Consider the following 26348-nt stretch of genomic DNA (forward strand, 5'->3'; position numbering starts at 1 on the left):
TCACGGCCCTGCCGGGAGGGCTGAGTGCGGGCGGCCGCCGGTCGCGGCCCGCGTTGGGCCGTCCGGGTGAAGGGGGGAGGGTGCCGGTCTCTCTCCGGGCTCACCGGCCGGGGTGGATCGCTGATCCGGTCACGGGCGACCCGGCGGCGACGGGGGCCTGCCGCCGTGGCCTCGGGGCGGGGCGGCGGCGGGCGTGGCGCGGCCGCGGCTTCGGTCGTCGTCGCGCGGAGGCGGAGGCGGGTGCGGTTGCGGGGGGCGCGGGCGATGCGGGGGGTGCGGCGGTTTCGGCCGGGCGGGAGGTCGTGGCGGGGTCGTACGCCTCGGGCTCCGGCAGGATGAGTTCCTCGTAGCGGCCCATCGCCAGCACGACGCCGAGCATCGCGGGCGGCAGCAGCACGGAAACCAGTATGGAGAGCAGTCCCATTGACCCGGTCCTTCCGTTTCATGGCCGGGTCTCCCTTGTGACCGAAGACAAACCCCCGGTGACGGAAGCCGGGACCCCTGGGGCAAGCGGGGCGGGCGGGGCGGCGGCCGCGCGGGGGCCGGACCCTGCTTCGCCTCAGCCGGGTTTGCCCGGGCCCCGCCGGGTACCCGCCGGGCGACCGCACACGGAAGATCGTGGAGGGCGCCATGCAGCGAGGCAGCGACCGGCTCAGCCGCCGCCGTGACGATGAAATGAAACACCAGCTCAAGGGGTTGCTGAGGTCCGGTCACCCCACCAGGACCGAGGAGTGGCACGACCCGGAGCCGGTCGCCGAGGACGACCCCGAACTGGCACCGCCCCGGGTCCACACCGACCCGTTCGAGACGCTGCGCCTGGAACTGGGCCGGCATCTGGCCCGTACGCCGTTCCCGGCGCACCGCGGCGACCTGCTGCGCATCCTGCGGGAGCGGCACGCGCCCGACCCGCTCATGGAACGGGTGGCGGCGCTGCCCGGCGACCGCACCTACCGCAGCGTTCAGGACGTGGCCGTGGCCCTGCAGCGGCCGCACCCGGCGTAACCCGGCGGGCATGAAGGGCTCGGGCACGGGTACCCCGGGCGGCGGCACGTGAGGGGAAGACCCAGCGCAAGACGGAGCGGAAGACCGAGCCGAGCGGCGGCGGGAAAGGCGGACAGCCATGGCACAGCTCGTCAGGGAAGTGATGACGCCCGGCGTGGCGGCCGTACGGCCCGACGCGTCGCTGGTCGAGGCGGCCCAGCTGATGCGTGCCCAGGACATCGGCGATGTGCTGGTGGCGGACGGCGACCGGCTCGTGGGCGTGGTCACCGACCGCGACATCGCGCTGCGCGCCGTGGCCGACGGGGCCGATCCGCTCACCGTCAACGCCCAGTCGGTGTGCACTCCCGACCCGGTGTGCGTCGCTCCCGACGACGAGGTCACGGCCGCCGTGGACCTGATGCGGCGCTACGCGGTGCGCCGGCTGCCCGTGGTGGAGGACGGCCGTCCCCTCGGCATGGTCAGCATCGGGGATCTGGCCGTGGCGCGGGACCCGCACTCCGCGCTCGCCGACATCAGCCGGGCGGAGCCGAACACCGAGCCGAGCTGACAGCAAGAAAGGAACCACTGTGCAGATCGCGTTTCTCGTGGCGCCCGAAGGCGTCGAGCAGGTTGAACTCACCGACCCCTGGCAGGCGGTGACCGACAACGGTGACACGCCCGTCCTGGTCTCCACCGCGCCGGGCGAGATCCAGGCGTTCAACCACCTGGACAAGGCGGACACCTTCCCTGTGGACCGGACCGTCGCCGACGCCTCGGTCGAGGAGTTCGGCGCGCTGGTGCTGCCCGGCGGCGTCGCCAACCCCGACTTCCTGCGGATGGACGAGAAGGCCGTGGCGTTCGTCCGGGGGTTCGTCGAGGCGGGCAAGCCGGTCGCGTCGATCTGCCACGGGCCGTGGACGCTGGTGGAGGCCGGTGTGGTGCGCGGCCGGACCCTCACGTCCTGGCCGAGCCTGAGGACGGACATCCGCAACGCCGGAGGTGAGTGGGTGGACGAGCAGGTCAAGGTCTGCGAGGGCGGACCCAGCACGTTCATCACCAGCCGCAAGCCGGACGACCTGAAGGCGTTCTGCGAGGCGTTCACGGCGGAGTTCGCCAAGGCCTCGGGCGGCTGAGCTCTCGTACGCCGGACGCCCGGGCGTCCGTACGCTTCGTGCCCACGGACGCCCGGACGCCTCGTGCGCACGGACGCTCGTACGCCTGCACACCTGACACGCGTGCAGGCGTATGGGCGTCCGCGAAAGGCCGGCTCCTCGTCCCGCGCGGCGGACGAGGAGCCTCGTCACGCTCAGGGCCTGCGGCCCACCAGGGCCAGCAGCCTCGTCTGCTCGTCGGCGTCCGGCGGCGGCTTCCTGGCCGGGGCGAACAGGCCGCTCCCGGCGAGCGACTCCGCGTACGGGGACACCTCCTCAAGGGCGAACCGGACCAGGTCCGGCGGCAGCCGCTCGTCCGCGCCGATCGCCCGGGACAGGTCCCAGGCGTGCACCACCAGGTCCGCCACCATCTGCGAGCAGTACGCGGTGGCCGGTGTCGGCCCGTAGGAGAGGTGAACCGTGCGGTTCAGGGCGCCCTTCTCCAGGAACGCCTCACGGGCGGCCGCCGCGGCCCGGTCCCAGACGCCGACCGGGTCCTCGCCCAGGACGTCACCGTCGAAGGCGTCGCCCACGTCAGCGACGGTGCGCCTCTCCCGTACCAGCGGCACCACCCACAGCTGCTCGCCGGTGAGGTGGCTGACGAGATCGCGTACCGACCATTCCGTACAGGGCGTCGGGGCGTCCCACTGGTCGGGACGGATCGCGTGCACCCGCTCGCCGAACAGGTCGAGCGCCTCGCCGTGCCGGGCGAGCAGTTGGGTGGGCACATGGGGGTTGGGCATAGGCGGCTGACCTCCTTGGATCCACTGATGCCACCCGGCCCACTCTTCCCCGCCCCGGCGCCGGGCGCCAGGTGAGTGACCTGTGTGGCCGAGGATCTGCCGGGTACCCGTCACCGACGCGTATTCCGGCCTCCGGGAGGGAGCTATGCAACTCGCCTTTCTCACCAGCCTCTTCGACCGCCCCGGGCCGTGGGCCAGCGTGTATCTGGATACGTCCCGGATCGACGAGTCCACCCAGGAGCGACTGGAGCTACAGGCCAGGGACGCCTGCCGTTCGCTGGCCGCCCAAGGCTGCGACCCGGCCACCGAGCGGGCTGTGTACGAGGCGCTGACCGACTGGCCGCGGCCGCCGGGCGAGGTCGGGCGTGCGGTGTTCGCGACGCACGGCGAGGTCGTCCTCGACCCGCCGCTGACGCGCCGCCCCCTCGCGCCGTCCGACGTCACCTGGGCGGCGCTGCCCCGGCTGAGCCCGCTGCTGGACCTGGCGGCGCAGGAGCCGGTCTGCCTGGTCGCCTACATCGACCGCACCGGCGCCGACCTGGAGCTGCGCAGTCCCCTCGGGGGCAGTCCGGCCGGCCATGTGGAGGGGCGTGACTGGCCCCTGCACCGGACCGCTTCGGCGGACTGGTCCGAGCGTCATTTCCAGCTGAGCGTGGAGAACACCTGGGACGAGAACGCGGCACGGATCGCCGAGGCCCTCGCGGAGTGCGAGGAGGAGACCAAGGCGGACCTGATCGTGCTCGCCGGGGATGTCCGCGAGCGTCACTCCGTGCACGAGCGGCTGCCCGCCGAGGTCCGCCCGCTGGCCGTGGAGAGCGAACACGGCGGCCGCGCCGCCGGTTCCGGCGTACGGCTGCTGGACGAGGACGTGGAGGCTGCCCGCCAGGAGCACCTGCGGCGGATCACCGAGCAGGAGGTCGAGCGGTTCCGGGCCGCCCGGTCGGGCGCCGAGGGCAGGCCGCCGGCCGCGGCGGAGGGCGTGCCCGCGCTGGTCGAGGCGGCCCGCGAGCACCGGATCGCCGAGCTGCTCATCCGGCCGGAGGGCCCCGACGCGCACCGCCAGGTGTGGGTGGGCGCCGACCCCGACCAGATCGCGGTACGCCGCAGCGAGACGTACTACCTCGGCGAACGCGAACCCCTGCCGGCCCGCGCCGACGACGCGCTGCTGCGCTCGGCGGTGATGACGGGCGCGGAAGTGGTCCGGGTGCGCCCGGACATCGCCGAGGACGTGCCGGTGGGTGGCCTGGGAGCCCTGCTGCGCTGGCCGTACACCGAAAAGGAACGCGAGCCGGAACCGGCCTGACGCGTCAGGCCGGGCGCCCCGGCCCTGACGACGCGTGGCTGCCGGTGGCGGTGGGTAGGCGGGGGCCATGTCCGCGTATGCCGCGCAGTCGGCCGACCCCGTTCGTGCCCGTGTCACCGCCCTGCTCAGTGCCTGGGACCGGGACGTCTTCCACCGGGTCGCGGCCCGGCACTGGCCGGGCGGCGACCGGGTGCTGCCCCGGCTGAGCCACGGGGCCAACCATGGGTTGCTGTGGTTCGGTACGGCGGCCGGCATCGCCGTCCTCGGGCGCGGGGCGCGCTCGCGGCGGGCCGCGGTGCGCGGCGTGGCGTCGCTGGCGCTGGCGTCGGCCGCCATCAACACGGTGGGCAAGCGGTCGGTGCGCCGCGCCCGGCCGGTGCTGGACGCGGTGCCGGCGGTACGGCGGCTGAAGCGGCAGCCGTTCACCACGTCGTTCCCGTCCGGGCACTCGGCGTCCGCCGCGGCCTTCGCGACGGGCGTCGCGCTGGAGTCGAAGGGCTGGGGCGCGGCCGTCGCGCCGGTCGCCGCGGCCGTGGCGCTGTCCCGCGTCTACACGGGCGCCCACTATCCGAGCGACGTGCTGGTCGGAGCGGCGCTCGGGGTGGGCGCCGCGTTCGCGGTGCGGGGCCTGGTCCCGACCCGGTCGCAGCTGCCCGCCCCCGGCCGGCCGCACGCCACCGCGCCCGCCCTGCCCGGCGGCGCCGATCTGGTGGTCGTCGCCAACCGCGGCTCGGGTTCCGGTGGCGGCGCCGCCCTCGTGCGGGACGCGCTGCCGCTCGCCGAGGTGGTGGAGTGCGAGCCGGACGAGGTGGCGGACGCGCTGGAGAAGGCCGCGTCGCAGGGGCGGTGCCGTGCGCTGGGCGTCCTCGGCGGCGACGGCACGGTCAACAGCGCGGCCGCGGTCGCCGCCCGCCACGAGCTGCCGCTCGCGGTGTTCCCCGGCGGCACCCTCAACCACTTCGCGTACGACCTGGGCATCGAGTCGGTCCACGACACCTGCCGAGCGCTGGCCGCGGGCGACGCGGTACGGGTGGACCTGGGGCGGTTCACACCGGGCCCGGACGGCACGCCGTGCGGGTACTTCCTCAACACGTTCAGCCTGGGCGTCTATCCGGAGCTGGTCCGGCTGCGGGAGCGCTGGTCGCCGCGGATCGGCGGCTGGCCGGCCGGTGTGCTGGCGGCGCTGAAGGTACTGCGCGGTGAGCATCCACTGGAGGCGGAGGTGCGCGGGCGGCGGCGCGCGCTGTGGCTGCTGTTCGCCGGGAACTGCGTCTACCGGCGGATGGGCCCGACCCCCGGGCGCCGCTACGACCTGGCGGACGGTCTGCTGGACGTCCGGGTGGTGCACGCCGGGCGGCTGCCGGGCCTGCGGCTGCTGGCGGCCGCGCTCGCCGGCCCGCTGAGCCGCTCGCCCGTACACGCGGCGGAGCAGCTGCGGCGGCTGCGGATCGAGGGGCTGGCGCCGGGGACGCCCCTGGCGTACGACGGCGAAGTGACCGAGGCACCGCCGGAGTTGACCGTGGACAAGGACGACGAGGCGCTGACGGTCTACCGTCCGCAGGCGCTTCAGTAGCCGTCCTCGGCACCCGTCCTCGAAGCCCGCCCTCGGACCGTTCTCAGCGGCCGTCCTCAGCGGCCCTCCTCAGCGGCCGTCCTCAGCGGGCGAGCGTCACCACGTCACCCATGACGATCACCGGGTTCTTGGCCGGGTCCAGGGCGCGCATCAGCGTCCGCATGTGCTCGCGCCGCAGGGAGATGCAGGCGCGGGTGGGACCGCCGTGGTCGACGTGGATCCAGACGCCACCGCCCTTGGGAAGGCCGAGGGGGCGGACCTTGTTCAGCGGTGAGGTGCCGGAGATCCGGTTGTAGTCGATGGCGACGACGTGGTCGAAGGAGCCCTCCAGCGGTTCGCCCAGGAAGCCGGTGCCGGACAGGTTGAACTCCTCGCTCTGGTCGTAGGGCAGCCGCGTGCCCGGGTCGGGCAGCAGCCCGCCCGCGTCGCCCAGCGAGAACACCCCGATGGGCGTACGCAGGTCCCCGGCGCGGTGGTTGGCCGTCCAGCCGCGCAGCGCGTTGTTGGCGGGCCAGGGCTGGCTGACCGCCTTCCACCCGGTGACCCGGTCGCGTTCGTACAGCACGGCGGTGGACTGGTGGGAGTGCGGGCCGTCGCCCGTGACGACGAGCGCCTGCGCGCTGGTCGCGGGTACGCGGGAGCGGGTGGCGGGCCCGAGACCGGGGAGCTCGGCCGGTCGTACGGCGGGCGCCCGCTGCGCGGCGGCGCCGGCCGCCGGGGAGGCCGTTGCCGTCCTCTCGGCGTGCGTGCCGTGGGCCGCGCCCGGGGCCGTCCGTGGCGCCGCGCAGCCCGTGAGGAGGAGTCCGCCGCACACTGCCGCGGCGAGCACCAGACGTCCTGCGCTGTTGACGACGGGCATGTCGGAGCCTTTCGTTCATCGCCGGCGGCCGTTCGGCGTGGACTGCGACCACGGAACGATGATCAGGTGATCCGGCCCCCCGCGCGCGGCGGGGGCCGGCCGACGCGCACGAATTCCCCCGGTCCACGTAGCGCCGCCGACCCGCCGGCGCTCCGTGGAGCAGGGGAGTCACAGCAGCGGCCCGAGCGGCCCCAGGTCGATATTGAGGTCCTCCGGCCTGAGCCCGAACCGCGTACGGAGCTGCTCCATGCGGTCCTCCAGCAGCATCAGCGTCAGACCGATCCGCTCCTCCTGTTCCTCGGTGAGGTCCCCGCCCTCGACCCGCCGCAGCGCCTGACGCTCCATGAGCTGGCGCAGCAGTTCGATGACGGTCAGGACGAGCCGGGCCAGGTCGCGTTCGACGGTGTCCGGGTCCAGTTCCACCTTGCGGCGCGGTCCGCTCACGTCTCCCCCTCCCAGGGCGAGCCGACGTTCTCGCCGACCGAGCTGATCAGGGCCTTGAGGTCGACGCGTACGAGATCGACGTCGGCGATCCGGAGGGTCAGGTCTCCGCTGAGGACCACACCGCCCGCGAGCAGACGGTCCAGCAGGTCGACGAGTGCGATGCGCCGCTCGGCGAGAGGCGCCGGTGCCGGTGGCGGTGCCGGAATGGTCATCGGCCCGCCTCCCGCGTTCCGGCCGCCACGGCGTCACTCTCCACAGGGCCTTCCTCCGCGATGCCGGCGAAGGAGTACGGGGCCCAGGGCCCGGTCAGCTCCACCCGTACGCCGGGCTCGGACACCGCCTCGACCAGTTCGACGAACCCCTGGCTGCGTGTGCGGTCCACCAGGTAGGCGGCGTTGAGCACATTGACCCCGGCCGCGCCCGAGAGGCGGGCGTCCTGGGGGCGGTGGACGGTGGCGGCCTCCGCCAGCCCGGACAGTTCGGCGTGCAGCCGGCGGCACAGGGCGTCCGCGCGCTCCCAGTCGCCCTCCCGGCTGCGGCGTGCCTCCAGCCGGCGGCGCAGATAGTCCCGGCCGCTCCCGCCGGCTCCGGGGGCCGCCGGTGGCGCGTCCTCGGCTCCGGCGCCGGCGCCGGGCTCCGCGTACACCTTCACGCCCCATTCGACCCGCCCGTCCAGCCGCTGAAGTGCCCGTACGAAACGCTCGTGCCCCTCCTCCAGCAGGCGCCGCACGCCGCTGTCGTCCCGGCAGACGGTCGCCAGCCGCAGCGGGAGCGGGCAGGTGACCGTGGACAGGGCGGCGACCACCGCGTCATGGGCGCGGGCGGTGGCGGCCAGCCAGTCCAGGTCCTCCAGCCGCGCGCGCAGCGGCGCCTCGTCGAAGTCCTCGGCGGGGACGGCGCCCGTCACGGCGATCAGGTCGCCGTGGCGCAGCAGCCGGGGTGGTTCGCCGTCGATGCCCTGTACGCCCTCGGGCAGGACGCCGTCGAAGGGGCGCGTGACGGCGTACACATACCGCAGTCGGTCGGCGCTCATGCGGTGCGCTCCTCCAGTTCGGCGATGCGGCGCTGCAACTCGGCGTTCTCGCTGGCCAGTTCGCTGTGGCGGGCGCGGGAGGAGAGCGCCGGGTCGCTCTCCCACCAGTCGATGCCCATCTCCTTGGCGCGGTCGACGGACGCGACGACGAGGCGCAGCTTGATGGTCAGCAGCTCGATGTCCAGCAGGTTGATGCGGATGTCGCCGGCGATGACGACGCCCTTGTCGAGGACGCGTTCGAGGATGTCGGCGAGGTTGGCGCTGCTGCCGTCCGATGCGTACGGGCTGGGCAGATGGCCGGGGCGTGGGGTGGTCATGGGTGTCTCGTGCCCTTCTCCAGGCGGTCGAGGAGCTCGTCCTCCCGGCGGTCGAATTCCGCCTCGTCGATCTCGCCCGCCTCCAGCCGGTCGGCGAGGTGGGCGAGTTCGCGCTGTACGGTGGCGGGGTCGTAGTACTGCCGCTCGGCCTCCGCCACCACTTGGCGCAACACCCAGGCGGTGCCGCGCAGCGGGGCTGCCGGCAGGAGCAGCAGTTCTCCCAGCAGGCCCATCGTCCGCTCCTCTCACTCCGCCGATTCCACGAAGCTGTACGGCGGCAGTGGGCCGTTCACCTGGAGGACGAGGTGGGAGTTGGCGCGCTTGAGGTCGTCGACGGCGGCGACGAAGGCGGCGGCGCGGTCCCGGTCCACCAGGAACGAGATGTTGGCCAGCCAGGCGCCGTTCTCAGGCCCGGGGCACACATCGGTGGCGTGGTCCTCCAGGGCCTGCTGGACGAGGACCGCGTCACGTGCCTCGCGCTGCTTGACGGCGGCCACGACGCGTTCGCCGAGGGCCAGCTTCTGGTCGTAGGTGCCGCCGCCGGCCGCCCGGTTGGCCTCGCTCATGGCCCGCAGTTCGGGGTCGTCGGCGAGAACCTGGTGCAGGACGGCTTCCTCGTCGTGGCTGGCCTTCACGTTGTACTCGACCTTGTTGTCGAGGGCCCGCAGCCGCTCCAGGTAGTGCTCCTCGCGGTCGCTGAGCACGGCGACGACCGCGTCGTCGTCCGGTGAGATGCCGCCGAACCGCATGGGCAGGATCGCGCCGCCCGCGCCGGCTTCGGACAGGACGTTCTGGTGCGCGAGCAGGTCGCGCCGCTTGGGCCTGAGGTCCTCGGGCGCGTCGCTGACAAGCGCGGCGAGCGCGCCGTGGGTCAGGACGCGGACGGGCTGCGGCGGGTCACCGATGCCGCCCATCTTCTCCGGGAGGCCGGGGTGTGAGCTGCGGGCGATCCCGTAGACGTACGTGCTCACTCCTGTTCCTCCTTCTTGCGGGACGAGCGGTTGAACGCGTCGGAGATGCTCTCGGCGGCTCCGGAGATCGCGCCCTTGGACTTGCCGCGGGCGCCGGACTCGGTCATCTCACCGACCAGGTCGGGCAGTCCGGGGTCCTTGCGGGGGCCCGCCTCCAGGTCGAGGCGGTTGCACGCCTCGGCGAAGCGGAGATAGGTGTCGACGCTGGCGACGACGACCCGGACGTCGATCTTCAGGATCTCGATGCCGACGAGGGACACGCGGACGAACGCGTCGATCACGAGCCCACGGTCCAGGACGAGTTCGAGGACGTCGTACAGGCCGCTGGTGCCGCGTGCGCCGCCTCCGCCTTGTTGTGCCGGGACAACGGTCATGGTCGGGTGCCTCCTTGCCTAGGAACGGTCGGCCCTGCCGCGTTCGTAGCGGCGTACGCGCCGGTAGCCGGTGAGCTCGCCGTTGGGGTCCAGCGCGACGTCGTAGGAGGCGAGCAGGCTCATCGTGTCGGGGACACGGGCCAGTTCGAGCACCTCGACGGTCACGCTCCAGCCGTCCTCGGTACGTTCGAAGGACGACACCGACTCGGCTTCCCTGCCGGTCAGTTCGGCGAGCTGGGCGCATGCGTTGCGCAACACCTGCATGGGGCCCGGCTGCTGGGGCGACGGTTCCTTGGGCTGTTGTTGTGCCCGGGCGCTCTTCGCCCGGGCTCCTGAATTGCTCGTAGACGTCGTCTTCTGAGTGTTCTCGTTCTTCTGGGTGTTCTCGGGCGTATCAGCCATGACTGCCTCGTTCGTGCGGGTTTCCGTGACACGGGTGCGCAAACCCTTGGCCTCGGCTTGGTGCCGACCGGGTGTGCGTCTCAGCGCAGGGCATCGAGCCGGCGGCGCGCCGGTCCCAGGGCGCGGGGGCGGGGCGCCGGGCCGTCCCAGGGGGCGGTGCGCGCCTGTTCGAGTGCGGTGCGGATGGTCCAGCGGCGGGAGTGCGTCGCGGGGTCGTCCAGCTGGTCCCAGCGGATCGGGGTGGCGACGGGGGCGCCCGGCCGGGCGCGTACCGAGTAGGGCGCGACGGCGGTCTGCGCGTAGCCGTTGCGCTGGACGTCCAGATAGAGGCGGTCACCGCGGGCCTGTTTGCGCGCGGCGGTGGTGAGTTCGCCGGGGTGGGCCGCGGCCAGGGTCTGCGCGACGTCCCTGGCGAAGGCGCGTACGTCGTCGAACGGGCTGTGCCCGTCGAGCGGGACGATGATGTGCAGGCCCTTGGAGCCGGTCGTCATCAGCGTGGAGGGCAGGTTCAGCGCGTCGAGGAGTTCGCCGAGGAGGTGCGCCGCACGGCGTACGGCGTCGAAGTCGTCCCCGGGAGCGCCTTCGGGAGTGCCTTCGGGAGGGTCCAGGTCGAACACCATGCGGTCGGGCCACTCCAGGCGGCCGACTCTGGACTGCCAGCGGTGCAGGGTGACGCACGCCTGGTCGGCGAGGTGGAGGAGGGTGGCGATGTCGTCGCACACGGTGTGGGTGACGGTGCCGCCCTCCTTGGCCACCTCGACGCGGTGGATCCAGTCGGGGTAGCTGTCGGGCGTGTCCTTCTGCATGAAGCGGGGGCCGTCGATGCCGTCGGGGTGCCGTTCGAGCATCAGGGGCCGGCCGCGCAGGTGCGGCAGCATGAACGGCGCGACGGACCGGTAGTAGTCGGCGAGGTCGGCCTTGCTGATCCCGTCGTCGGGGAAGAGGACCTTGTCCGGCCGGTGGATCTCGACGGTCCGGCGGCCGGCTCGTACGGCGTGGGTACTGCTGGTACTCATCATCCGCGCGTACCCGGACGCCGCCCGCTCACGCGCCCCCATCGCGTCGCCGGGCGGCGCACCCGGGACGGCGCGGGCGCGGAGTTCACGCGGGGGCAAGCGGTCGGGCCCGTACGCCGGGGAGGCGTGCGGGCCCGCGAGCGCCGATCCGCGGGGTCAGGGCGCGATGACCCGCTCCACCAGCAGCCTCACCGCCGCGGCGATCGCCTCCGCGTCGATGCCCGCCTCGTGGAGTTGCTCCTCCGGGGTCGCCGACGCCGGCATGTTCCGTACCGCGAGGCGGGCCATGCGCGGGGCCGGCCGGCCGTCGGAGAAGGCGTCCGCCACCGCGTCGCCCAGGCCGCCCTCCGGATGGTGGTCCTCCACGGTGAGCAGGCAACCCGTGGCGCCCGCCGCGTCGTTGAGCGTCTCGGTGTCCACGGGCTTGACCGAGTACAGGTCGATCACGCGCACCGGGATGCCGTACTCGGCCAGCAGGTCGGCGGCCTTCAGGGCCTCGTGGACCGTGACGCCGGCGGCGACGATCGTCGCCTTGTCGTCGTCGCCGTGGCTGCGCAGCACCTTGCTGCCGCCCACGGGGAACGGCTCGTCCGGCCCGTAGAGCACCGGCATGTCCCCGCGCGAGGTGCGCAGGTAGCGCACGCCCTCCAGGTCGGCCATCGCCGCCACCAGCTTCGCGGTCTGGTTGGCGTCGCACGGGTGGAGCACGGTGCTGCCGTGGACGGACCGGAACATCGCCAGGTCCTCCAGGCCCATCTGGGAGGGCCCGTCCTGGCCGATGGCGACGCCCGCGTGCGAGCCGACCAGGTTGATGCCGGCGCGGCTGACGGCCGCCATGCGTACGAAGTCGTACGCCCGGGTGAGGAACGCCGCGAATGTCGAGGCGTACGGCACGTAGCCGCGCGTCTGGAGCCCGACGGCCGCCGCGACGAGCTGCTGCTCGGCGATGTAGCACTCGAAGTACCGTTCCGGATGGGCCTTGGCGAAGAACTCCGTCCGCGTCGAGTCGCTGACCTCCGCGTCCAGCGCGACCACATCGCCGCGCGCCGAGCCCAGCGCCTCCAGCGCGTGCCCGTACGCGGTGCGGGTGGCGACCGTGTCGCCGATGTCGAAGCGCGGCAGCTCGGGCGCTCCGTTCCGGGCGGTCTTCCGCCCGGAGGCCTCCGGTGGCCGCTGGACCTCGACGTGGAGGGAACGGGGCCCGCCCAGCTCGGCGATGGCGGCCTCCGCGTCCTTGACGGGCTTGCCGTGGAAGCCCTCCCGGTCCTCGACGGCGGCGACACCGCGTCCCTTGCGGGTGGCGGCGAGGATCGCGGTCGGCTGCCGGATCGTGGAGCGGGCCTCGGCGAACGCCCGGTCGACGGCTTCGACGTCGTGTCCGTCGACCTCGATGGTGTGCCAGCCGAAGGCGTGCAGCCGCCGCGCGTACGCGTCGAGGTCGTGCTCGTGCCGGGTCGGCCCGCGCTGGCCGAGCCGGTTGACGTCCACGATGAGGGTGAGGTTGTCGAGGTGGTTGTACGCGGCGTGCTCGACGGCCTCCCAGACCGAGCCCTCCGCCATCTCGCTGTCGCCGGACAGGACGTAGACGCGGTACGGGATCTCATCGAGCCGCTTGCCCGCGAGGGCGATCCCGACGCCGACGGGCAGGCCCTGTCCGAGGGAGCCGGTGGCGACGTCCACCCAGGGCAGCCGGGGCGTGGGGTGCCCTTCGAGGCGGCTGCCGAGCTTGCGGAAGGTGAGCAGCTCGTCGTCGTCCACGGCCCCGGCGGCTTTGTACATGGCGTACAGCAGCGGCGAGGCGTGCCCCTTGGACAGCACGAACCGGTCGTTGCCGGGGTGCTCGGGGTGGTCGAAGTCGAAGCGCAGGTGGTGGGAGAGGAGCACGGCCGCGATGTCGGCCGCCGACATCGAGGAGGTGGGATGCCCCGAGCCGGCGGCGTCGGCGGCGCGTACCGCGTCGACCCTCAGCTGCTGTCCGAGTGAGGCCAGTTGTTCGTAGTGCATGTCACTCCTTGCCGGGTCCGGTCCCGGGCCCGGCCGGGATGCGGGCCAGTTCGGGCGAGGCCGTGTCGAGGGGCACCTGCCACGAGCGCAGCAGCCCCAGCTGGACGGCCTGCCGTGGCAGCACGGCGTCCAGCAGCCAGTCCGCGGCCACCCGCACTCGGTTGCCGGGCATGGCCGCCAGGTGGTAGCCGCGCGTGACGGCGCCCGCGACCGGCCCGGAGAGCTTCACGCCCATCGGGTTGGCGGCCGCCTTGACCCCGCCGAGGTCCACGGCGAAGCCCAGGTCGCTGTGCTTGTACGGGACGGCGTCGCCGTACCCGAGGGACGCGGCGACATTGCGGGCGGCGACCTTGCCCTGCCGCGACGCGTGCTGCGCCGTCATGGGCGTGAACTCGCCGGGGCGGGTCAGGTCCGGCACGGCGGCGGCGTCACCGCACGCGAAGACCTCCGGGCGGCCGGGCACGCCGAGCTGCGGGGTCACGACGAGGCGGCCGCGCTCCACGGGGAGGTTCAGCTCGGAGACGAGCGGGTCGGGGCGGACTCCGACGCACCAGATGAGGGTGCGCGTCTCGACGAACTCTCCGTCGTCCAGCAGCACGCCTTCGCGCGTGGACTCCTTGACCGACGTCTTGGTGCGCACGTCGACGCCCCGGGAGCGCAGCACCTCGTCGGCGGTGCGGGCGAGCTTCTCGTCCAGCCCGGGCAGGACGCGGTCCGCGACGTCGAGGAGCATCCAGCGGGGCCGTACGGCCGAGGGCCAGGCGGGCTGTTTGCGGACGAGCGCGTCGGTGAACATCTTGCCGTGCGCGGCGAGCTCCGTACCGGTGTAACCGGCGCCCACGACCACGAACGTGCAGCGTGAGGTGCACTCGGCGGGGTTGCCGGCGGCCGAGGCCAGCTCGATCTGGCGGGTGATGTGGTCGCGCAGGTAGAGCGCCTCGGGCAGGCCGCGGAAGCCGGTCGCGTGCTCGGCGACGCCCGGGATCGGCAGGAGCTTGCTGACGCTGCCCACGGCGAGGACGAGCCGGTCGTAGGTCAGCTGGCCCTCGGTGCCTTCCGGGTCGGTGTAGTGCACGGTGCGCCCGTCGAGGTCGACGTGGTCCGCCTGGCCGAGCACCAGCCGTACGTGGCGGAGGGTGCCGGGCAGGGACACGGTGACCCGGCGCGGCTCCAGGACACCGGCGGAGACCTGGGGCAGCAGCGGCAGGTACAGGAAGTAGTCGGTGGGGTTCAGCAGTACGATCTCGGCGCGGCCGCGCAGGGTGCGGGAGAGGTTGCGGGCGGTCTGGTACCCGGCGAACCCGGCCCCGACGATCACCACGCGCGGCAGGGCGCGAGAGCCGTCGGACGGGCCGGACGGGCTGACGGACGGGGTCACAGGGCCTCCAGCGTCGTCTCTGCGTGATGTCTGTTTCCGCGTGTGTGGTTTCGCGTGTCTGTTTCCGCGTGTTTCGCGCGTGTGGTTTCGCGCGTCTGTTCGTGTTCCGCGTTCCGCGTGATGTGCCCTCCGCGTGCGCGGACCGACCTTCCCGGTGCCCCCGAGCCTGCACCCCAAACGCGGCTCGCGCGCGCCGGACGCCGACGCCTGCGCCCACGCCGGCCCTCACGACCGCCCTCCGCTGCGGCAGGTTCGCACCCGTGGGGCGGCGGGTACCCGGGCGGTCCGGCCGGTAGCGCCGGATCACCGAAGGAGGAATGACGGCATGACGCAGAAGCCTGACGTGGTGGAACTGCTGAAGGGTCAGCACGAGAGGATCCGTCGTCTCTTCGACGAGGTCGTGGCCACCCGGGGGGAGGAACGCCAGGCGTGCTTCCACGAGTTGGTCCGTCTGCTGGCGGTGCACGAGACCGCCGAGGAGGAGGTCGTCCACCCGTTCGCGCGCAAGAACATTGCGGGCGGTGAGCAGGTGGTGGAGGACCGCATCGAGGAGGAGGAAGGCGCCAAGCGGGCGCTGAGCGCGCTGCAGGACATGGACGTCGACTCCCCCGAGTTCCTCGACCGGTTCGCGGCACTGCGGCAGGACGTGCTGGCGCACGCCGAGGCCGAGGAGCGGTACGAGTTCGCCCACCTGCGGGCCGTCACGGACCGCGACACGCTGGGGAACCTGGCGAGGGCCGTGCAGGCGGCGGAGGCGGTGGCCCCGACCCGCCCGCACCCGGGGACGGACTCGGCGCTGAAGAACCTGGCCGTGGGGCCGATCGCGGCGGTCGTGGACCGTACGCGCGACGCCATGCGCAAGGCCATGCACCACTAAGCGCGCCGTCCATACTCTGAGACGCGGGTCTCACCATACGGCACCTCGGCGTACCGTGGCCGTCCTGGCATCCGACACGGACCACAGGGGGTACGGCCATGGCCGACGCTGTCTACACGCATGGGCACCATGAGTCGGTGCTGCGCTCACACCGGTGGCGTACCGCCGCCAACTCCGCGGCGTATCTGGTGGGCGAGCTGCGGCCGGGGCTGGACGTGCTGGACGTGGGCTGCGGCCCGGGCACCATCACGGCCGACCTGGCCGCGCTCGTCGCACCGGGCGGCCGGGTGACCGGCGTGGACGCCTCCGGCGAGGTACTGGAACAGGCCCGCGCGGCCGTCCGTGAACGCGGCCTGGACAACGTCCGCTTCGCGGTCGCCGACGTCCACGCGCTGGACTTCCCCGACGACTCCTTCGACGTCGTCCACGCCCACCAGGTGCTCCAGCACGTGGGCGACCCCGTGCGGGCGCTGCGGGAGATGCGGCGGGTGTGCCGCCCGGGCGGCGTCGTCGCGGCGCGCGACAGCGACTACGCGGCCTTCGCCTGGTTCCCCGAACCGCCCGTACTGGCCGAGTGGCAGGAGCTGTACCGGCGGGTGGCCCGCGCCAACGGCGGCGAACCGGACGCGGGCCGCCGGCTGGTGTCCTGGGCCCGCCGGGCGGGCTTCACCGACATCACGGCCACCGCCTCCGCGTGGTGTTTCACCACACCCGGCGAGCGCGCCTGGTGGAGCGGGCTGTGGGCGGACCGTACGACCGCCTCGGTGTACGCCGAACTCGCGGTGGACGGCGGGCACGCCACCGCCGAGCAGCTGGCGGCGATCGCCGGGGGCTGGCGGGAGTGGGCGCGCCGGGACGACGGATGGTTCATGGTGCCGCACGGCGAGATGCTCTGCCGGGTGTGACCCGAGGAATGGATCTCATCCCGCGGCGCGGCCAACTACCCTCGCCCCTATGGAGATCCTCGGCGCCACTCTGCGCATCTGCCTCGACGACCAGGAGAGCCTGGACAGGTCGGTGTTCTTCTACGAACGGCTCACCGGAAGCCGCGCGCTGCGCTTCGAGCGCGGCGGCGTCTCGGTGGCGGCCGTGGGCTGCTTCCTGCTGATGAGCGGCCCCGAATCGGAGCTGGAGGTGCTGCGCAAGGTGACGGCCACGATCGCGGTGGAGGACGTGGAGGCTGCGCACGCCCGGCTCACCGAGGTCGGCGGGCAGGTCCTGGCGGGCCCGGTGCCGACCCCGGTGGGGCGCAATCTGATCGCCGTGCATCCGGACGGTTCGGTCTTCGAGTACGCCGACCGCAAGCGCTGACGTTCCGTCAGCGACCGGGTTCCTTGCGGAAGTCGTACCGCGTGGGGTGGCCGCCGGTACGCATGTCCGAGGTGATGGCCCAGCGTTCGTGGTCGCGCCAGGCGCCGTCGATGAAGAGCATCGCCGGGGAGTAGCCCTCCAGCCGGAATCCGGCGCGGCGTACGAGCGCCAGGGACGCCTCGTTGAGCGGCTGGATGTTGGCTTCCAGCCGGTGCAGGCCGAGTGGGCCGAAGGCGTACGCGAGGACCAGCCCGAGCCCTTCGCTCATCAGGCCCCGGCCCACCGCGTGGGCGAAGGCGCCGTAGCCGAGGGTGCCGTTGAGGAAGGCGGCCCGGACGATGTTGTTGATGGTGATGAAGCCGGCGATCGCGCCGCCCGCCTCCCGCTCGCAGACCAGGAAGGATTCGACGTCCGCGTGTTCGATGCGGGCACGGGCGTAGCGGTCGTAGACCTCGGCGGTGTCCGGCGGGAAGAGCCACGGCCGGTGCAGGTCCCTGCTCTCGCGGACCCGCGCGGTGAACTCGCCGGCGTCCTCGTAGGCGAGGTGCCGGATGCCCACGCGTGGGCCTTCGGCGAGGTAGGGGCTGTCGTTCGCGGACATCGGGTCAGGATAGCGAGGCCGTGATCGCGGTGGCCGCACGGTACACTGTCGCCTCCTGGGGAGTGGCCGCGGCGGGCCGGGTACGGCACCCGGGTACGGCACTCCCAGTACGGCACTCGCAGTACGGCACCGCCCCCGGCACCAGGATGTGCGGATCCTGGCGGCCCGGGGGCGGTGAAACGAGCCGTACGGGTGAAGGGCCGCCGGTCAGTGGTGGGTGACGACCAGCTGCGGCTCATCGTCCCCGGCGGCGTCGGCAGCGTCGGCGGGGTCCGGACGCTGGATGAGCAGCGCGGTGACGACACCGACCGCGAGCAGGGCGAGCGCCGTGTACATGGCGTTCTGGTAGCCGGCCTCGGTGACGCCCTGGGCGTCGCTGCCCGCGGTGATCATGGCAGAGGCGAGGGCGATGCCGAGCGAGGCCCCGATGCCGAAACAGGCACCGTTGAGGCCGGAGAGCGAGCCGGGCTTGTCCTTGGGGGCGGTGGTGACGGCGAGACCGTTGAGGCCGGTGAGCATGAAGCCGCCGTACGTCACGCCGAGCGCGGCCAGCGCGGCGACGAGTATCCACTCGCTGTGCAGGAACAGCGTGGCGAAGACGAAGATCACGAAGTTGGCGACCGCGCCGGTGACCACGACCGTGCGCCAGCCGACCTTCGGGCCGAGGCGGCCGGTCAGCGGCGCCGAGACCACGCCGATCAGCTGGATCGGGGTGAGGAAGAGGATGGCGGCGGTGACGGCCGACAGGCCGAGGCCGACGCGGGCGTCCTGGGAGAAGAGCGGGATGGTCAGCGCGATCGCGCCGAAGGCTCCGCCGAGGGTGCAGACCGTGGTGAGCAGCAGCGGCCAGGCGCGGCGGGAGGCGAGGACGTCGAGGTCGATGACCGGATTGGGGGCGCTCTTCTGCGAGACGACGAAGAAGATGAGGGAGGCCAGGCCGCCGAGGAGGAAGCCGAGGGTCAGGGCCGAGGTCCAGCCCCAGGCCGCGCCCTGGGCGAGGCCGACCAGGATGCCGGTGAGGCCCAGGGCGAGGGCGGAGATACCGCGGGAGTCGAAGCGCGCGTCGGCGGTGGTGGTGGGCGGGACGTCGGGGACGTACCGGCGTACGCCGATCAGGCCGGCGACGGCGATCAGGGTGGAGCAGACGAAGATGCCGCGGAAGCCGATGGTGTCGGCGATCTGGCCGCCCGCGATGGCGTCGACGCCCGCCAGGCCGCCGTTGACGGCGGTGATGATGCCGGCGGCCTTGCCGAAGCCGGCCGGGGTGAGCAGCTGGTTCAGGGTGAGGAAGGCCAGGGTGAACATCGCGGCGGAGATGCCCTGCAGGACGCGGCCCGCGATGAAGATCTCGATGTTCGGCGCGAAGACGCAGAGCAGATTGCCGAAGATCAGGACGATCGCGCAGAGGATCATCATGGGCTTGCGGCCGCGCTGGTCGCTGAGGCGGGCGAGCGTGACCTGCCCGATGGCCGCCATCAGGAAGAACAGGGTCTGGGACAGACCCGCGGCCGCCGTGGTGGTGCCGAGCCGTTCGATGACATCGGGCAGTGCGGGGCTGAGCATCGTGGCGTTGATCTGGTAGCCGAGTACGGCCAGGACCATCGCCAGCAGCATGGGGCCGCGGCCCGCCAGGTCGGATTCGGCTCCGGAACGTGTCCGGCCGAGCGTGATGGACATGTCGGCCCCTTTGCCTTGGATGTCATGTCGTGGGAAAGCGAACGGTGCGACGGTGCGCGGATGGCTTGTCAGACAAGCGCCGCTGAGACAGCCTGAGATCTACGCGCGTAAACGTCAAGACCTGTCCGCCTGTGATTTTCAGCGCCCTGCGGATTTCCCCGTTCCCACGCCTCACGCCCCGCTCATCCGCAGCTCATTCGCAGCTCATCCGCAGCTCGATCGAGACCGCGCCGCCGTTGCCCGGCCGCCCGGAGTCGGCATAACTTGCTGACAAGTCGGCCGAGGAGGGGCAATGGTGGTCAGCGCGCAGCAGCGGAGACCGGTGGTGGTGCTGTACGAGCGGATCGTGGACGCGATCCACGCCGGCACCTACCCGCCCGGCTCCACCCTTCCCTCCGAGCCCAAGCTCGCCACCGAGCTGGGCGTGAGCCGCCCGGCCCTCCGCGAGGCCCTGCTGCTGCTCCAGGAGGACGGCCTGCTGTCGGTACGCCGCGGGGTCGGCCGGACCGTCAACGACCGCCCGCCCCGGCGCGGCTTCGAGCACATCCAGCCGCTGGAGGAGCTGATCGGCGCGGGCGCCGCCGTCCGCGTACGGGGGCTGCTGCGCACCGTCGAGGAGCCGACCGACTTCACCACCCAGCACCTGCTCGCGCCCGCCCGCGCCGAGCTGCGGTTCTGGGAGTCGCTGCTGGCCGCGGACGGTACGGCGGCGGCGCTCAGCCAGGAGTGGGCGGCCGCCGAGAACGTCCTGGAGCGCGCCCACCCGGCCTTCGCGCGGGCGCTCGCCGCGGAGCCCGCGCCCGACCGCACCTCGATGCTCGCCGTGCTGACCGGGGCGTCCCGTGGCGTGCCGCTGGCCGCGCACAGCAGCGTGACGGCCACGCTGGTCGGGCAGCGGCGCGGGGCCCAGCTGGGCCGGCCCGCCGACACCCCCGCCGTACTGATCACCCAGGTGGTACGGGCCGGGGACACCCCGATCCTGGCCGCCAAGCACATGCTCCCCACGGGCGCGGCGGCCCTGCCGGTGCTCCAGTCGACCTGACACGCCGGGCCACGCCCGCGCGGGGGGCGCGTTGCTGCGGCGCCGGGCCGGCCCCCCGCGTTCGTCCGGCTCGCCCCGGTCTCCCCTGCTTCGGCGCAGGAGCCGCACCCTGCTACAGGCGCCGGGCCACCACACCCCGGGCCCGCGTTGCTGCGGCGCCGGGCCGCGCGTCTCCGCGACGCCGAGTGGTGTCCGCCCGCCTTTCACGCGGGCTGCGTTCCCGCCCCTCCCCCGCCTGTCGGCTGCGTCACGGCACGCGGCGCGGGCGTGCCGTACACTCGCGCCCCATGCACTTGTCTGACAACGTCTCCGCCGACGCTCCCGCCGCCACCGCCGCCCCCGCCGACTGGATCCGGCGCGCTCCCAAGGCCGTCCTCCACGACCACCTGGACGGCGGCCTGCGCCCCGCCACGATCATCGAGCTGGCCCGCGAGTGCGGCTACACCGGCCTGCCGACCGAGGACCCGGCCGCGCTCGCGGTCTGGTTCCGGGACGCCGCCGACTCGGGTTCGCTGGAGCGCTACCTGGAGACGTTCGCCCACACCTGTGCGGTGATGCAGACCCGCGAGGCGCTGTTCCGCGTCGCGGCCGAGTGCGCCGAGGACCTGGCGGCGGACGGCGTCGTCTACGCGGAGGTGCGCTACGCCCCCGAGCAGCACCTGACGGCCGGCCTGACGCTCGACGAGGTGGTCGAGGCGGTCAACGACGGCTTCCGCGAGGGCGAGCGCCGCACGGGCGGGCGGATCACCGTGGGCACGCTGCTGACCGGTATGCGCCACACGGACCGCTCGCTGGAGATAGCCGAGCTGACCGTGGCGCACCGTGAGCGCGGCGTGGCCGGGTTCGACATCGCGGGCGGCGAGATCGGCAACCCGCCGGCCCGCCACCTGCCCGCCTTCCAGCACCTCAAGCGGCACAACTGCCACTTCACCATCCACGCGGGCGAGGCAGTCGGCGCCGAGTCGATCCACGAGGCGGTGCAGGTCTGCGGCGCCGAGCGGATCGGCCATGGCGTGCGGATCACCGACGACATCGCCGAGGACGGCACGCTCGGCCACCTCGCCGCGTACGTCCGCGACAACCGCATCGCCCTGGAGGTCTGCCCGACCTCCAACCTCCAGACCGGTGCCGCCAAGGACTACGCCACGCACCCCATCGACGGGCTGCGCCGCGCCGGCTTCCGCATCACGCTGAACACCGACAACCGGCTCGTCTCCGGCACCACCATGAGCCAGGAGTTCCAGCACATGGCGGACGCCTTCGGGTACGGCCCCGAGGTCTTCGAGGAGTTCACGGTCGCCGCCGTGGAGGCCGCGTTCCTGCCGCTGCCGGAGCGCCGCCGCCTCATCGACGAGGTGATCCGGCCGGGTTACGCGGCTATCGCGGCGTCCCGCTGACGACGGGCAGCTCAAGGGCGCCGGTGTCCTGCGGGGCACTGGTGACGGTCACGGGCTTGACGCCACGGTTGCCGAAGTACGCCGAGTCACTGGCGGCGATCACGAACCGCAGCCGGTGGCCCGCCTCGTACCGGTGCACGATGCCGGGCAGCTCCACGGTGAACGGCCGGGTCACGTCCGGCACGCGCACCGGCGCGACCAGCCGGTTGACCAGCGTCTGCGTACCGTCGGGGGCGACGTCGTAGACCTTGGCGAAGAGGACCAGCTTGTCGGCGGCGTCCCCGGAGTGCTGCACCCGCTCGGTCCTCGGTGAGACGACCTTGAGGGTGGCCTTCGGGGCGCCGACGACGTCGACCGGGGTTTTCAGCGGGGCGCTGGTCCAGCCGAGGTAGGTGCCGGGCGTGTCGTACGGCGCGGGGTCCGGGAGCCCGATGAGGCCGGCCAGGGACGACTCCGAGTGGCTGGTCGCCACCAGCGCGTTGCGGTACTCACGGGCGCCGCGCACCACCTTGGCGCGGTTGTCGACGAGCTTGCCGTCGCCGGACAGGTACAGCTTCTGCGACAGCGGCGGTACGGCGGCGGCCGTGCCGTAGCCCGGTTGCCAGTCGCGGTAGTACGCGAAGGCGGGGCCGGTGTCCGTGGTCGTCCTGCCGTGCAGGTAGCGGTCGAACCAGGCGAGGATGCGCCGCCCGACGTAACTCGTGTCGAGGTTGCCCTCCCCCAGGTTGAGTTCGCCGCTCACCGGATCGGTGAGCCCGCCGCTGTGGCCCCAGGACTGCCAGATCATCTTGGTCTCGGTGCCCTGTGCCTTGAGCTGTTCGTAGCTGGCCTGCGCCTCGTTGAGGTTGAAGAGGCTGTCGGCCTGCCCCTGGATGAGGAGCGTCGGCGCCTTTACCCGGTCCAGGTAGGAGACCGGGGACACACTGCGCGCGAAGTCGAGCATCTCCTGTGTTTCGCCGACCGGGTAGCGGCCGGAGTTGAGGAGCCGGACCGTCTCGCAGGCCCGCGTGACGAAGTGCAGACAGCCCAGCTTATTGATCCGGGACGGGTCCAGGCTCGGTACGAGGAGCGGCTGTCCCTCCCCTATCAGGTAGAAGCCGTTGGCCCACTGCCATTTGAAGGCACCCGGCACGTCCCGTGCGGCGTTGTTGGGGTCCAGCGAGTACGCCAGGTCGTGCCAGGTGATCATCGGTACGAGGGCGTCCACGCGCCGGTCCACAGCCGCGGTCGCCAGCTGGATGGCACCGCCGTACGAGCCTCCGATCATGCCCACGCGCGGGTCGCCGGGCCGGTCGGCCGTGACGAAGTCGGCCTTGGTGCCGTCGTCGGCGGCTCGCTTGCCCCCGAGGAAGTCGATGAGCCCGGAGGCCGCCTTGCCGTCGATGCGCGGATCGTCGAGCGATATCAGGCACCCGGACTTGCCGAATCCGAGCCCCGAGTACACCAGCGTGACATAGCCGCGGGCGGCGAACGCCTTGCCGATGGCGGCGGTCGACCCGTCCGTCTTGCTCCCGCCGAACCCGTTGGTGGTGAGCACGGCAGGCGCCCGGTGCGCGGCGTCCACCCCGGCGGGCCGGTACAGGTCGGCGTCCACGGTGCAGCTCCGCCCACCCGCGTCCACGGTGAACTTCAGTGCCGTAACGGTGAATTGTCCCTCGGTCGCCGGCACCGCCGGGGCGCCCGCCGCCGGATCGGCGACGGCGACCGGTGCGGCGAGCGCGGCGCCGGCCACGAGAACCAGGGACGTACGGAGTCGGGGCAGGGCACGACGACGCGACGACACGGGGACCTCCACCACGAGGAAACATACCGACCGGTAAGTACCGGGCGCGCCCATGGTGTGGCACCTGTCAGATCCACGTCAACGGTGCGTGCGCAAGGTTTTCGACCGAGCGCAGGGCTAACGCGAACGCGGGGCCGACTCCGCCTCGCGTTCCAGGCGCGAGCGCGGGGCGCACCCCAGCGCCCTGCGGGCGTCAGCGCAGAGCGGGTTCGTCCAGCGTCAGCGTCCCCGCCTCCGCGTCCAGCGTCGCGGCCGCACCCAGGGGTATCGTCAGCGCGGTCGGGCCGTGACCGAAGCCCAGTTGTTCGGCCACGGGCACGCCGAGCCCGCCGAGCCGGTCGCGCAGGGTCGCCCGCACCGCCTCGTAGGGCCCGCACTCCTCCCACGAGCCGAGCGCGATCCCCGCCGCCCCGTCCAGCCAGCCGGAGCGCAGCAGCTGCGTGAGCATACGGTCCAGCCGGTACGGCTCCTCACCGGTGTCCTCCAGCAGCACCAGCCCGCCCCGCGCGGACGGGCGGGCGTGCGGGGTGCCCAGGTCGGCGGCGAGCATGCACAGGCAGCCGCCCAGGGTGACGCCGCGCGCCCGGCCGGGCACCATGGCCCGCGCGCTCTCCAGCCCCAGGGTGCGTACCGACTCGGGCTCGAAGAGCGCGGCCCGAAGCGACTCCTGGGTGCGGGCGTCCTTGAGGAACGTGACCGTCCCGACCATCGCGCCGTGCAGGGTGGCGAGCCCCATCCGTACGGCGAACGCCTCGTGCAGTCCCGTCACATCGCTGTAGCCGACGAACACCTTGGGGCCGGCGGCCCGTACCGCCGTCCAGTCGAGGAGGTCGGCCATGCGCTGCGTGCCGTAGCCGCCGCGTGCGCACAGGACGGCGGAGACGGTGGGGTCGCACCACGCGTCCGTCAGGTCCCGGGCGCGGGCGGCGTCGGCTCCGGCGAGGTACGGCAACTCCGGGTGGACATCGAGCACATGCGGCATCACCACGGGGTCGAGGCCCCACTCGCGCAGGATGTCCAGCCCGGCCCGGAGCCGGTCCTCGGGGACGGGGCCGCCGGGCGCGACGATGGCGACCCGGTCGCCCGGTCCGAGCCGCGCGGGCCTGGTGAGGGGCGTGGCCGTCACTTCCGCAGCTCCAGGAGGGGGACGTCCTGGCGGGTGATCCCGAAGGTCTGGACGTAGAGGGCCAGTTCGGCTTCGAGGGCCCTGGACATGGTGTCGGCGCGGCGGAAGCCGTGCCCTTCGCCCTCGAAGGCGATGAACGCGTGCGGTATGCCGCGTCCCGCCATCCGCGCCAGGAACCGTTCGCTCTGCGCGGGTGGGCACACCACGTCGTCGAGCCCCTGGAGCAGCAGGAACGGCGCGCTGATCTGCTCGGCGAGGCTGAGCGGCGAGCGTTCCGGGTACCGCCCCGGCACCTCGGCCGGCGGCCCGATCAGCGACTCCAGGTACCGCGACTCGAAATCATGGGTCTCCTCGGCCCACCCGTCCAGGTCCAGGACCGGGTAGAGCAAGGTGCCGCAGGCGTAGACCCCGGTGAGGGCCAGCGAAGCGGCGGCGGTCCAGCCGCCCGCGCTGGCGCCCCGGATGGCCAGCCGGGCGGGGTCGGCGGTGCCCTCGGCGGCCAGCGCCTCGGCGACGGCCGCGCAGTCCTCGACGTCGACGACGCCCCACTGCTCGCGCAGCCGGTCGCGGTACCCACGCCCGTATCCCGTCGAGCCGCCGTAGTTGACCTCGGCCACGCCGATGCCGCGCGAGGTGAAGTAGGCGATGGCCAGGTCGAGTACGAGCGGGGCGCGGCCGGTGGGGCCGCCGTGCGCCCACACCACGTAGGGCGGCAGTTCGTCGTCGGGGGCGATCCGGTCGGGGTTGTGCGGCGGGTAGATGTGAGCGTGGATCTCGCGGTTGTCGGGACCGGTGAAGGTGCGGATCTGCGGCTCGGGGTAGTACGCCGGGTCCACGGGGTCTTCGTGGGCGGCGCCGATGACCCGGGTGCGGCCGGTGCTGGTGTCGAGTTCCACGACCTCGTATCCACTGCGCGGGCTGGCCGCGACACCGAAGACGCGGGAGCCGTGGGCGGCGAGCGTGGACGCCCATTCGGTCCAGGGCCCGGGGGCGTCGACGAGCTCGCCGGTCTCGGGGTCCAGTATCCCGAGGCCGGTGGCGCCCCTGCCGTGGATGGTGGCGATCATCCCGTCGTCCAGCGGCTGGAACCACGTGAGACCGATCTTCCACAGCGGTCCGCCGAACTCCTCCGCGCGCCCCGCGCAGAGGGCGGCCGCCCGCGAGCCCGGCCTGATCCGCTGCAACTCCCACCAGCCGCCGCTGTCCGAGACGTACAGCAGTGAGCCGTCCGGAGCCCACTCCACCTGGCAGACCGACTCGTCGGTGCTGCCCGCCACCTGCCGCACCTCCGTGAACGGCCCGCCGTCCGTGACCTCACCGGTCATCACGGCCGTGCCGTCCCACGGCATGCGGGGGTGGTCCCAGGCGATCCACGCGGCGCGCCGGCCGTCGGGTGAGAGCCGTGGCCCGGTGACGAACCGGTGCCGGTCGTCGGTGAGCTCACGCACGGCACCCCGGTCCCCGGCGGCCGACCCGTCGAGCGGCACGGCCGCGATGACCCGTCGCACGTCCCCGGGCCCGTCTCCGGTGAACTCCTCCAGCACACACCACACTTCGCCCCTGTCCAGGCGGACGACGGGGTCCACCCAGCGCAGTCCGCCACCCACACCGGACACCGGGGTGAGCGGCGCCGGCTCCTGGTCGCCGTCCGGGTCGTACACGTACAGCCGCTGGTCCGGGTAGTGGCTGAAGACGACGAGGAGCCCCCCGGCTCCCTGACCGCGGTCCGCTCCGGCCCACGGCCGGCCGCCGTACTCGATGACCCTGCTGCGCACGTTCCAGGGGGCCGGCAGCACCGTCTCCTCGGTACCGTCCGCGCGCCTGCGCACCAGGGTGCGTCTGCCGCCCTCGGCGGGGCGCGGCTCGGTCCACCACACTTCGTCGCCGACCACGCCGACGTACTCGGGAAGGCCGTCGTACACGGCGGCCCTCCTCGCGTCGATCGGTGACGGCCAGGTTCCGTAAGCCCCCGTGGGCACCATGTG

Annotated in this window: 29 protein-coding genes; 10 read left to right on the forward strand and 19 right to left on the reverse strand. The window is 73.1% G+C overall.

Features of this window, described 5'->3' with window-relative positions; genetic code table 11:
• Positions 1-100 precede the first annotated feature (100 nt).
• Positions 101-424 (reverse strand): hypothetical protein, encoded by a 324-nt coding sequence (locus QWM81_RS07565; RefSeq protein ID WP_290110871.1) that lies wholly within the window; start codon positions 422-424, stop codon positions 101-103.
• A 206-nt stretch (positions 425-630) separates the two neighbouring features.
• Between QWM81_RS07565 and QWM81_RS07570 the strand changes: the two genes are divergently transcribed.
• From QWM81_RS07570 to QWM81_RS07580, 3 genes are all read left to right on the forward strand, one after another.
• Positions 631-1002, forward strand: a complete 372-nt coding sequence (locus QWM81_RS07570; RefSeq protein ID WP_290110872.1) for a DUF2795 domain-containing protein — start codon at positions 631-633, stop codon at positions 1000-1002.
• Between the two features lie 118 nt (positions 1003-1120).
• The gene (locus QWM81_RS07575; protein ID WP_290110874.1) at positions 1121-1549 is read left to right on the forward strand and encodes a CBS domain-containing protein; all 429 of its coding nucleotides are present in this window, start codon (positions 1121-1123) and stop codon (positions 1547-1549) included.
• A gap of 19 nt (positions 1550-1568) precedes the next feature.
• Positions 1569-2114 (forward strand): type 1 glutamine amidotransferase domain-containing protein, encoded by a 546-nt coding sequence (locus tag QWM81_RS07580; protein WP_290110876.1) that lies wholly within the window; start codon positions 1569-1571, stop codon positions 2112-2114.
• A 173-nt stretch (positions 2115-2287) separates the two neighbouring features.
• Here the strand turns inward: QWM81_RS07580 and QWM81_RS07585 are convergent, their stop codons facing one another.
• The gene (locus tag QWM81_RS07585; protein ID WP_290110877.1) at positions 2288-2875 is read right to left on the reverse strand and encodes a TIGR03086 family metal-binding protein; all 588 of its coding nucleotides are present in this window, start codon (positions 2873-2875) and stop codon (positions 2288-2290) included.
• A gap of 145 nt (positions 2876-3020) precedes the next feature.
• Here QWM81_RS07585 and QWM81_RS07590 point away from each other — a divergent pair, with 145 nt between their 5' ends.
• A complete protein-coding gene (locus QWM81_RS07590; protein WP_290110878.1) occupies positions 3021-4178 on the forward strand; it encodes a baeRF2 domain-containing protein in 1158 nt (385 codons plus the stop codon).
• A gap of 67 nt (positions 4179-4245) precedes the next feature.
• Complete coding sequence (locus QWM81_RS07595) at positions 4246-5751, forward strand: bifunctional phosphatase PAP2/diacylglycerol kinase family protein (protein WP_290110879.1); 1506 nt, start codon at positions 4246-4248, stop codon at positions 5749-5751.
• Between the two features lie 82 nt (positions 5752-5833).
• Here the strand turns inward: QWM81_RS07595 and QWM81_RS07600 are convergent, their stop codons facing one another.
• The 12 genes from QWM81_RS07600 to QWM81_RS07655 form a co-directional block, all read right to left on the reverse strand.
• The gene (locus tag QWM81_RS07600) at positions 5834-6610 is read right to left on the reverse strand and encodes a L,D-transpeptidase family protein (protein ID WP_290110881.1); all 777 of its coding nucleotides are present in this window, start codon (positions 6608-6610) and stop codon (positions 5834-5836) included.
• A gap of 168 nt (positions 6611-6778) precedes the next feature.
• Positions 6779-7054, reverse strand: coding sequence for a gas vesicle protein K (locus QWM81_RS07605; RefSeq protein ID WP_290110882.1), 276 nt, complete (start codon positions 7052-7054; stop codon positions 6779-6781).
• Positions 7051-7266, reverse strand: coding sequence for a gas vesicle protein (locus tag QWM81_RS07610; protein ID WP_290110883.1), 216 nt, complete (start codon positions 7264-7266; stop codon positions 7051-7053). The genes QWM81_RS07605 and QWM81_RS07610 overlap by 4 nt, the downstream gene beginning before the upstream one ends.
• A complete protein-coding gene (locus tag QWM81_RS07615; protein WP_290110885.1) occupies positions 7263-8087 on the reverse strand; it encodes a GvpL/GvpF family gas vesicle protein in 825 nt (274 codons plus the stop codon). Before QWM81_RS07615 ends, QWM81_RS07610 begins: the two co-directional genes overlap by 4 nt.
• Positions 8084-8404, reverse strand: coding sequence for a gas vesicle protein (locus QWM81_RS07620; protein WP_290110886.1), 321 nt, complete (start codon positions 8402-8404; stop codon positions 8084-8086). The genes QWM81_RS07615 and QWM81_RS07620 overlap by 4 nt, the downstream gene beginning before the upstream one ends.
• Positions 8401-8637, reverse strand: a complete 237-nt coding sequence (locus QWM81_RS07625) for a gas vesicle protein GvpG (RefSeq protein ID WP_290110888.1) — start codon at positions 8635-8637, stop codon at positions 8401-8403. The genes QWM81_RS07620 and QWM81_RS07625 overlap by 4 nt, the downstream gene beginning before the upstream one ends.
• A gap of 12 nt (positions 8638-8649) precedes the next feature.
• Positions 8650-9375 carry a GvpL/GvpF family gas vesicle protein gene (locus QWM81_RS07630; RefSeq protein WP_290110890.1) on the reverse strand — a complete coding sequence of 242 codons (726 nt, stop codon included), beginning with the start codon at positions 9373-9375 and terminating at the stop codon, positions 8650-8652.
• Complete coding sequence (locus QWM81_RS07635; RefSeq protein ID WP_290110892.1) at positions 9372-9749, reverse strand: gas vesicle structural protein GvpA; 378 nt, start codon at positions 9747-9749, stop codon at positions 9372-9374. Before QWM81_RS07635 ends, QWM81_RS07630 begins: the two co-directional genes overlap by 4 nt.
• A gap of 18 nt (positions 9750-9767) precedes the next feature.
• Positions 9768-10151 (reverse strand): gas vesicle protein GvpO, encoded by a 384-nt coding sequence (locus QWM81_RS07640; protein WP_290110893.1) that lies wholly within the window; start codon positions 10149-10151, stop codon positions 9768-9770.
• 80 nt (positions 10152-10231) lie between these two features.
• Positions 10232-11167: a non-homologous end-joining DNA ligase gene (ligD, locus tag QWM81_RS07645; RefSeq protein WP_290110894.1), complete on the reverse strand. Its 936-nt coding sequence runs from the start codon at positions 11165-11167 to the stop codon at positions 10232-10234.
• Positions 11168-11323: 156 nt separating this feature from the next.
• A complete protein-coding gene (locus QWM81_RS07650) occupies positions 11324-13171 on the reverse strand; it encodes a transketolase (protein ID WP_290110895.1) in 1848 nt (615 codons plus the stop codon).
• A 1-nt stretch (position 13172) separates the two neighbouring features.
• Entirely contained in the window at positions 13173-14549 is a 1377-nt protein-coding gene (locus tag QWM81_RS07655; RefSeq protein WP_290110896.1) for an NAD(P)/FAD-dependent oxidoreductase, read from the reverse strand.
• A gap of 325 nt (positions 14550-14874) precedes the next feature.
• Between QWM81_RS07655 and QWM81_RS07660 the strand changes: the two genes are divergently transcribed.
• From QWM81_RS07660 to QWM81_RS07670, 3 genes are all read left to right on the forward strand, one after another.
• Positions 14875-15426 carry a hemerythrin domain-containing protein gene (locus QWM81_RS07660; protein ID WP_290110897.1) on the forward strand — a complete coding sequence of 184 codons (552 nt, stop codon included), beginning with the start codon at positions 14875-14877 and terminating at the stop codon, positions 15424-15426.
• A gap of 98 nt (positions 15427-15524) precedes the next feature.
• Positions 15525-16331 carry a methyltransferase domain-containing protein gene (locus QWM81_RS07665; RefSeq protein WP_290110898.1) on the forward strand — a complete coding sequence of 269 codons (807 nt, stop codon included), beginning with the start codon at positions 15525-15527 and terminating at the stop codon, positions 16329-16331.
• Positions 16332-16380: 49 nt separating this feature from the next.
• On the forward strand, positions 16381-16737 hold the full coding sequence (locus QWM81_RS07670) for a VOC family protein (protein WP_290110900.1): 357 nt from the start codon (positions 16381-16383) through the stop codon (positions 16735-16737).
• Between the two features lie 7 nt (positions 16738-16744).
• On the opposite strand, the gene QWM81_RS07675 is transcribed toward QWM81_RS07670, so the two are convergent.
• Both QWM81_RS07675 and QWM81_RS07680 read right to left on the reverse strand, forming a co-directional pair.
• Complete coding sequence (locus QWM81_RS07675; RefSeq protein WP_290110901.1) at positions 16745-17338, reverse strand: GNAT family N-acetyltransferase; 594 nt, start codon at positions 17336-17338, stop codon at positions 16745-16747.
• A gap of 207 nt (positions 17339-17545) precedes the next feature.
• On the reverse strand, positions 17546-19015 hold the full coding sequence (locus QWM81_RS07680; RefSeq protein WP_290110902.1) for an MFS transporter: 1470 nt from the start codon (positions 19013-19015) through the stop codon (positions 17546-17548).
• 292 nt (positions 19016-19307) lie between these two features.
• Here QWM81_RS07680 and QWM81_RS07685 point away from each other — a divergent pair, with 292 nt between their 5' ends.
• Positions 19308-20057, forward strand: coding sequence for a GntR family transcriptional regulator (locus tag QWM81_RS07685; RefSeq protein ID WP_290110903.1), 750 nt, complete (start codon positions 19308-19310; stop codon positions 20055-20057).
• A 287-nt stretch (positions 20058-20344) separates the two neighbouring features.
• Positions 20345-21454: an adenosine deaminase gene (locus QWM81_RS07690; protein WP_290110905.1), complete on the forward strand. Its 1110-nt coding sequence runs from the start codon at positions 20345-20347 to the stop codon at positions 21452-21454.
• Here the strand turns inward: QWM81_RS07690 and QWM81_RS07695 are convergent.
• The 3 genes from QWM81_RS07695 to QWM81_RS07705 form a co-directional block, all read right to left on the reverse strand.
• Positions 21435-23249: an alpha/beta fold hydrolase gene (locus QWM81_RS07695; RefSeq protein ID WP_290110907.1), complete on the reverse strand. Its 1815-nt coding sequence runs from the start codon at positions 23247-23249 to the stop codon at positions 21435-21437. The two genes, QWM81_RS07690 and QWM81_RS07695, sit on opposite strands and share 20 nt — an antisense overlap.
• A 181-nt stretch (positions 23250-23430) precedes the next feature.
• The gene (locus tag QWM81_RS07700; protein WP_290110908.1) at positions 23431-24363 is read right to left on the reverse strand and encodes a S66 peptidase family protein; all 933 of its coding nucleotides are present in this window, start codon (positions 24361-24363) and stop codon (positions 23431-23433) included.
• Positions 24360-26345 (reverse strand): S9 family peptidase, encoded by a 1986-nt coding sequence (locus QWM81_RS07705; RefSeq protein WP_290110909.1) that lies wholly within the window; start codon positions 26343-26345, stop codon positions 24360-24362. The genes QWM81_RS07700 and QWM81_RS07705 overlap by 4 nt, the downstream gene beginning before the upstream one ends.
• Positions 26346-26348 lie beyond the last annotated feature (3 nt).

Source organism: Streptomyces ficellus (genome assembly GCF_030406405.1).
Lineage (GTDB): Bacteria > Actinomycetota > Actinomycetes > Streptomycetales > Streptomycetaceae > Streptomyces > Streptomyces ficellus_B.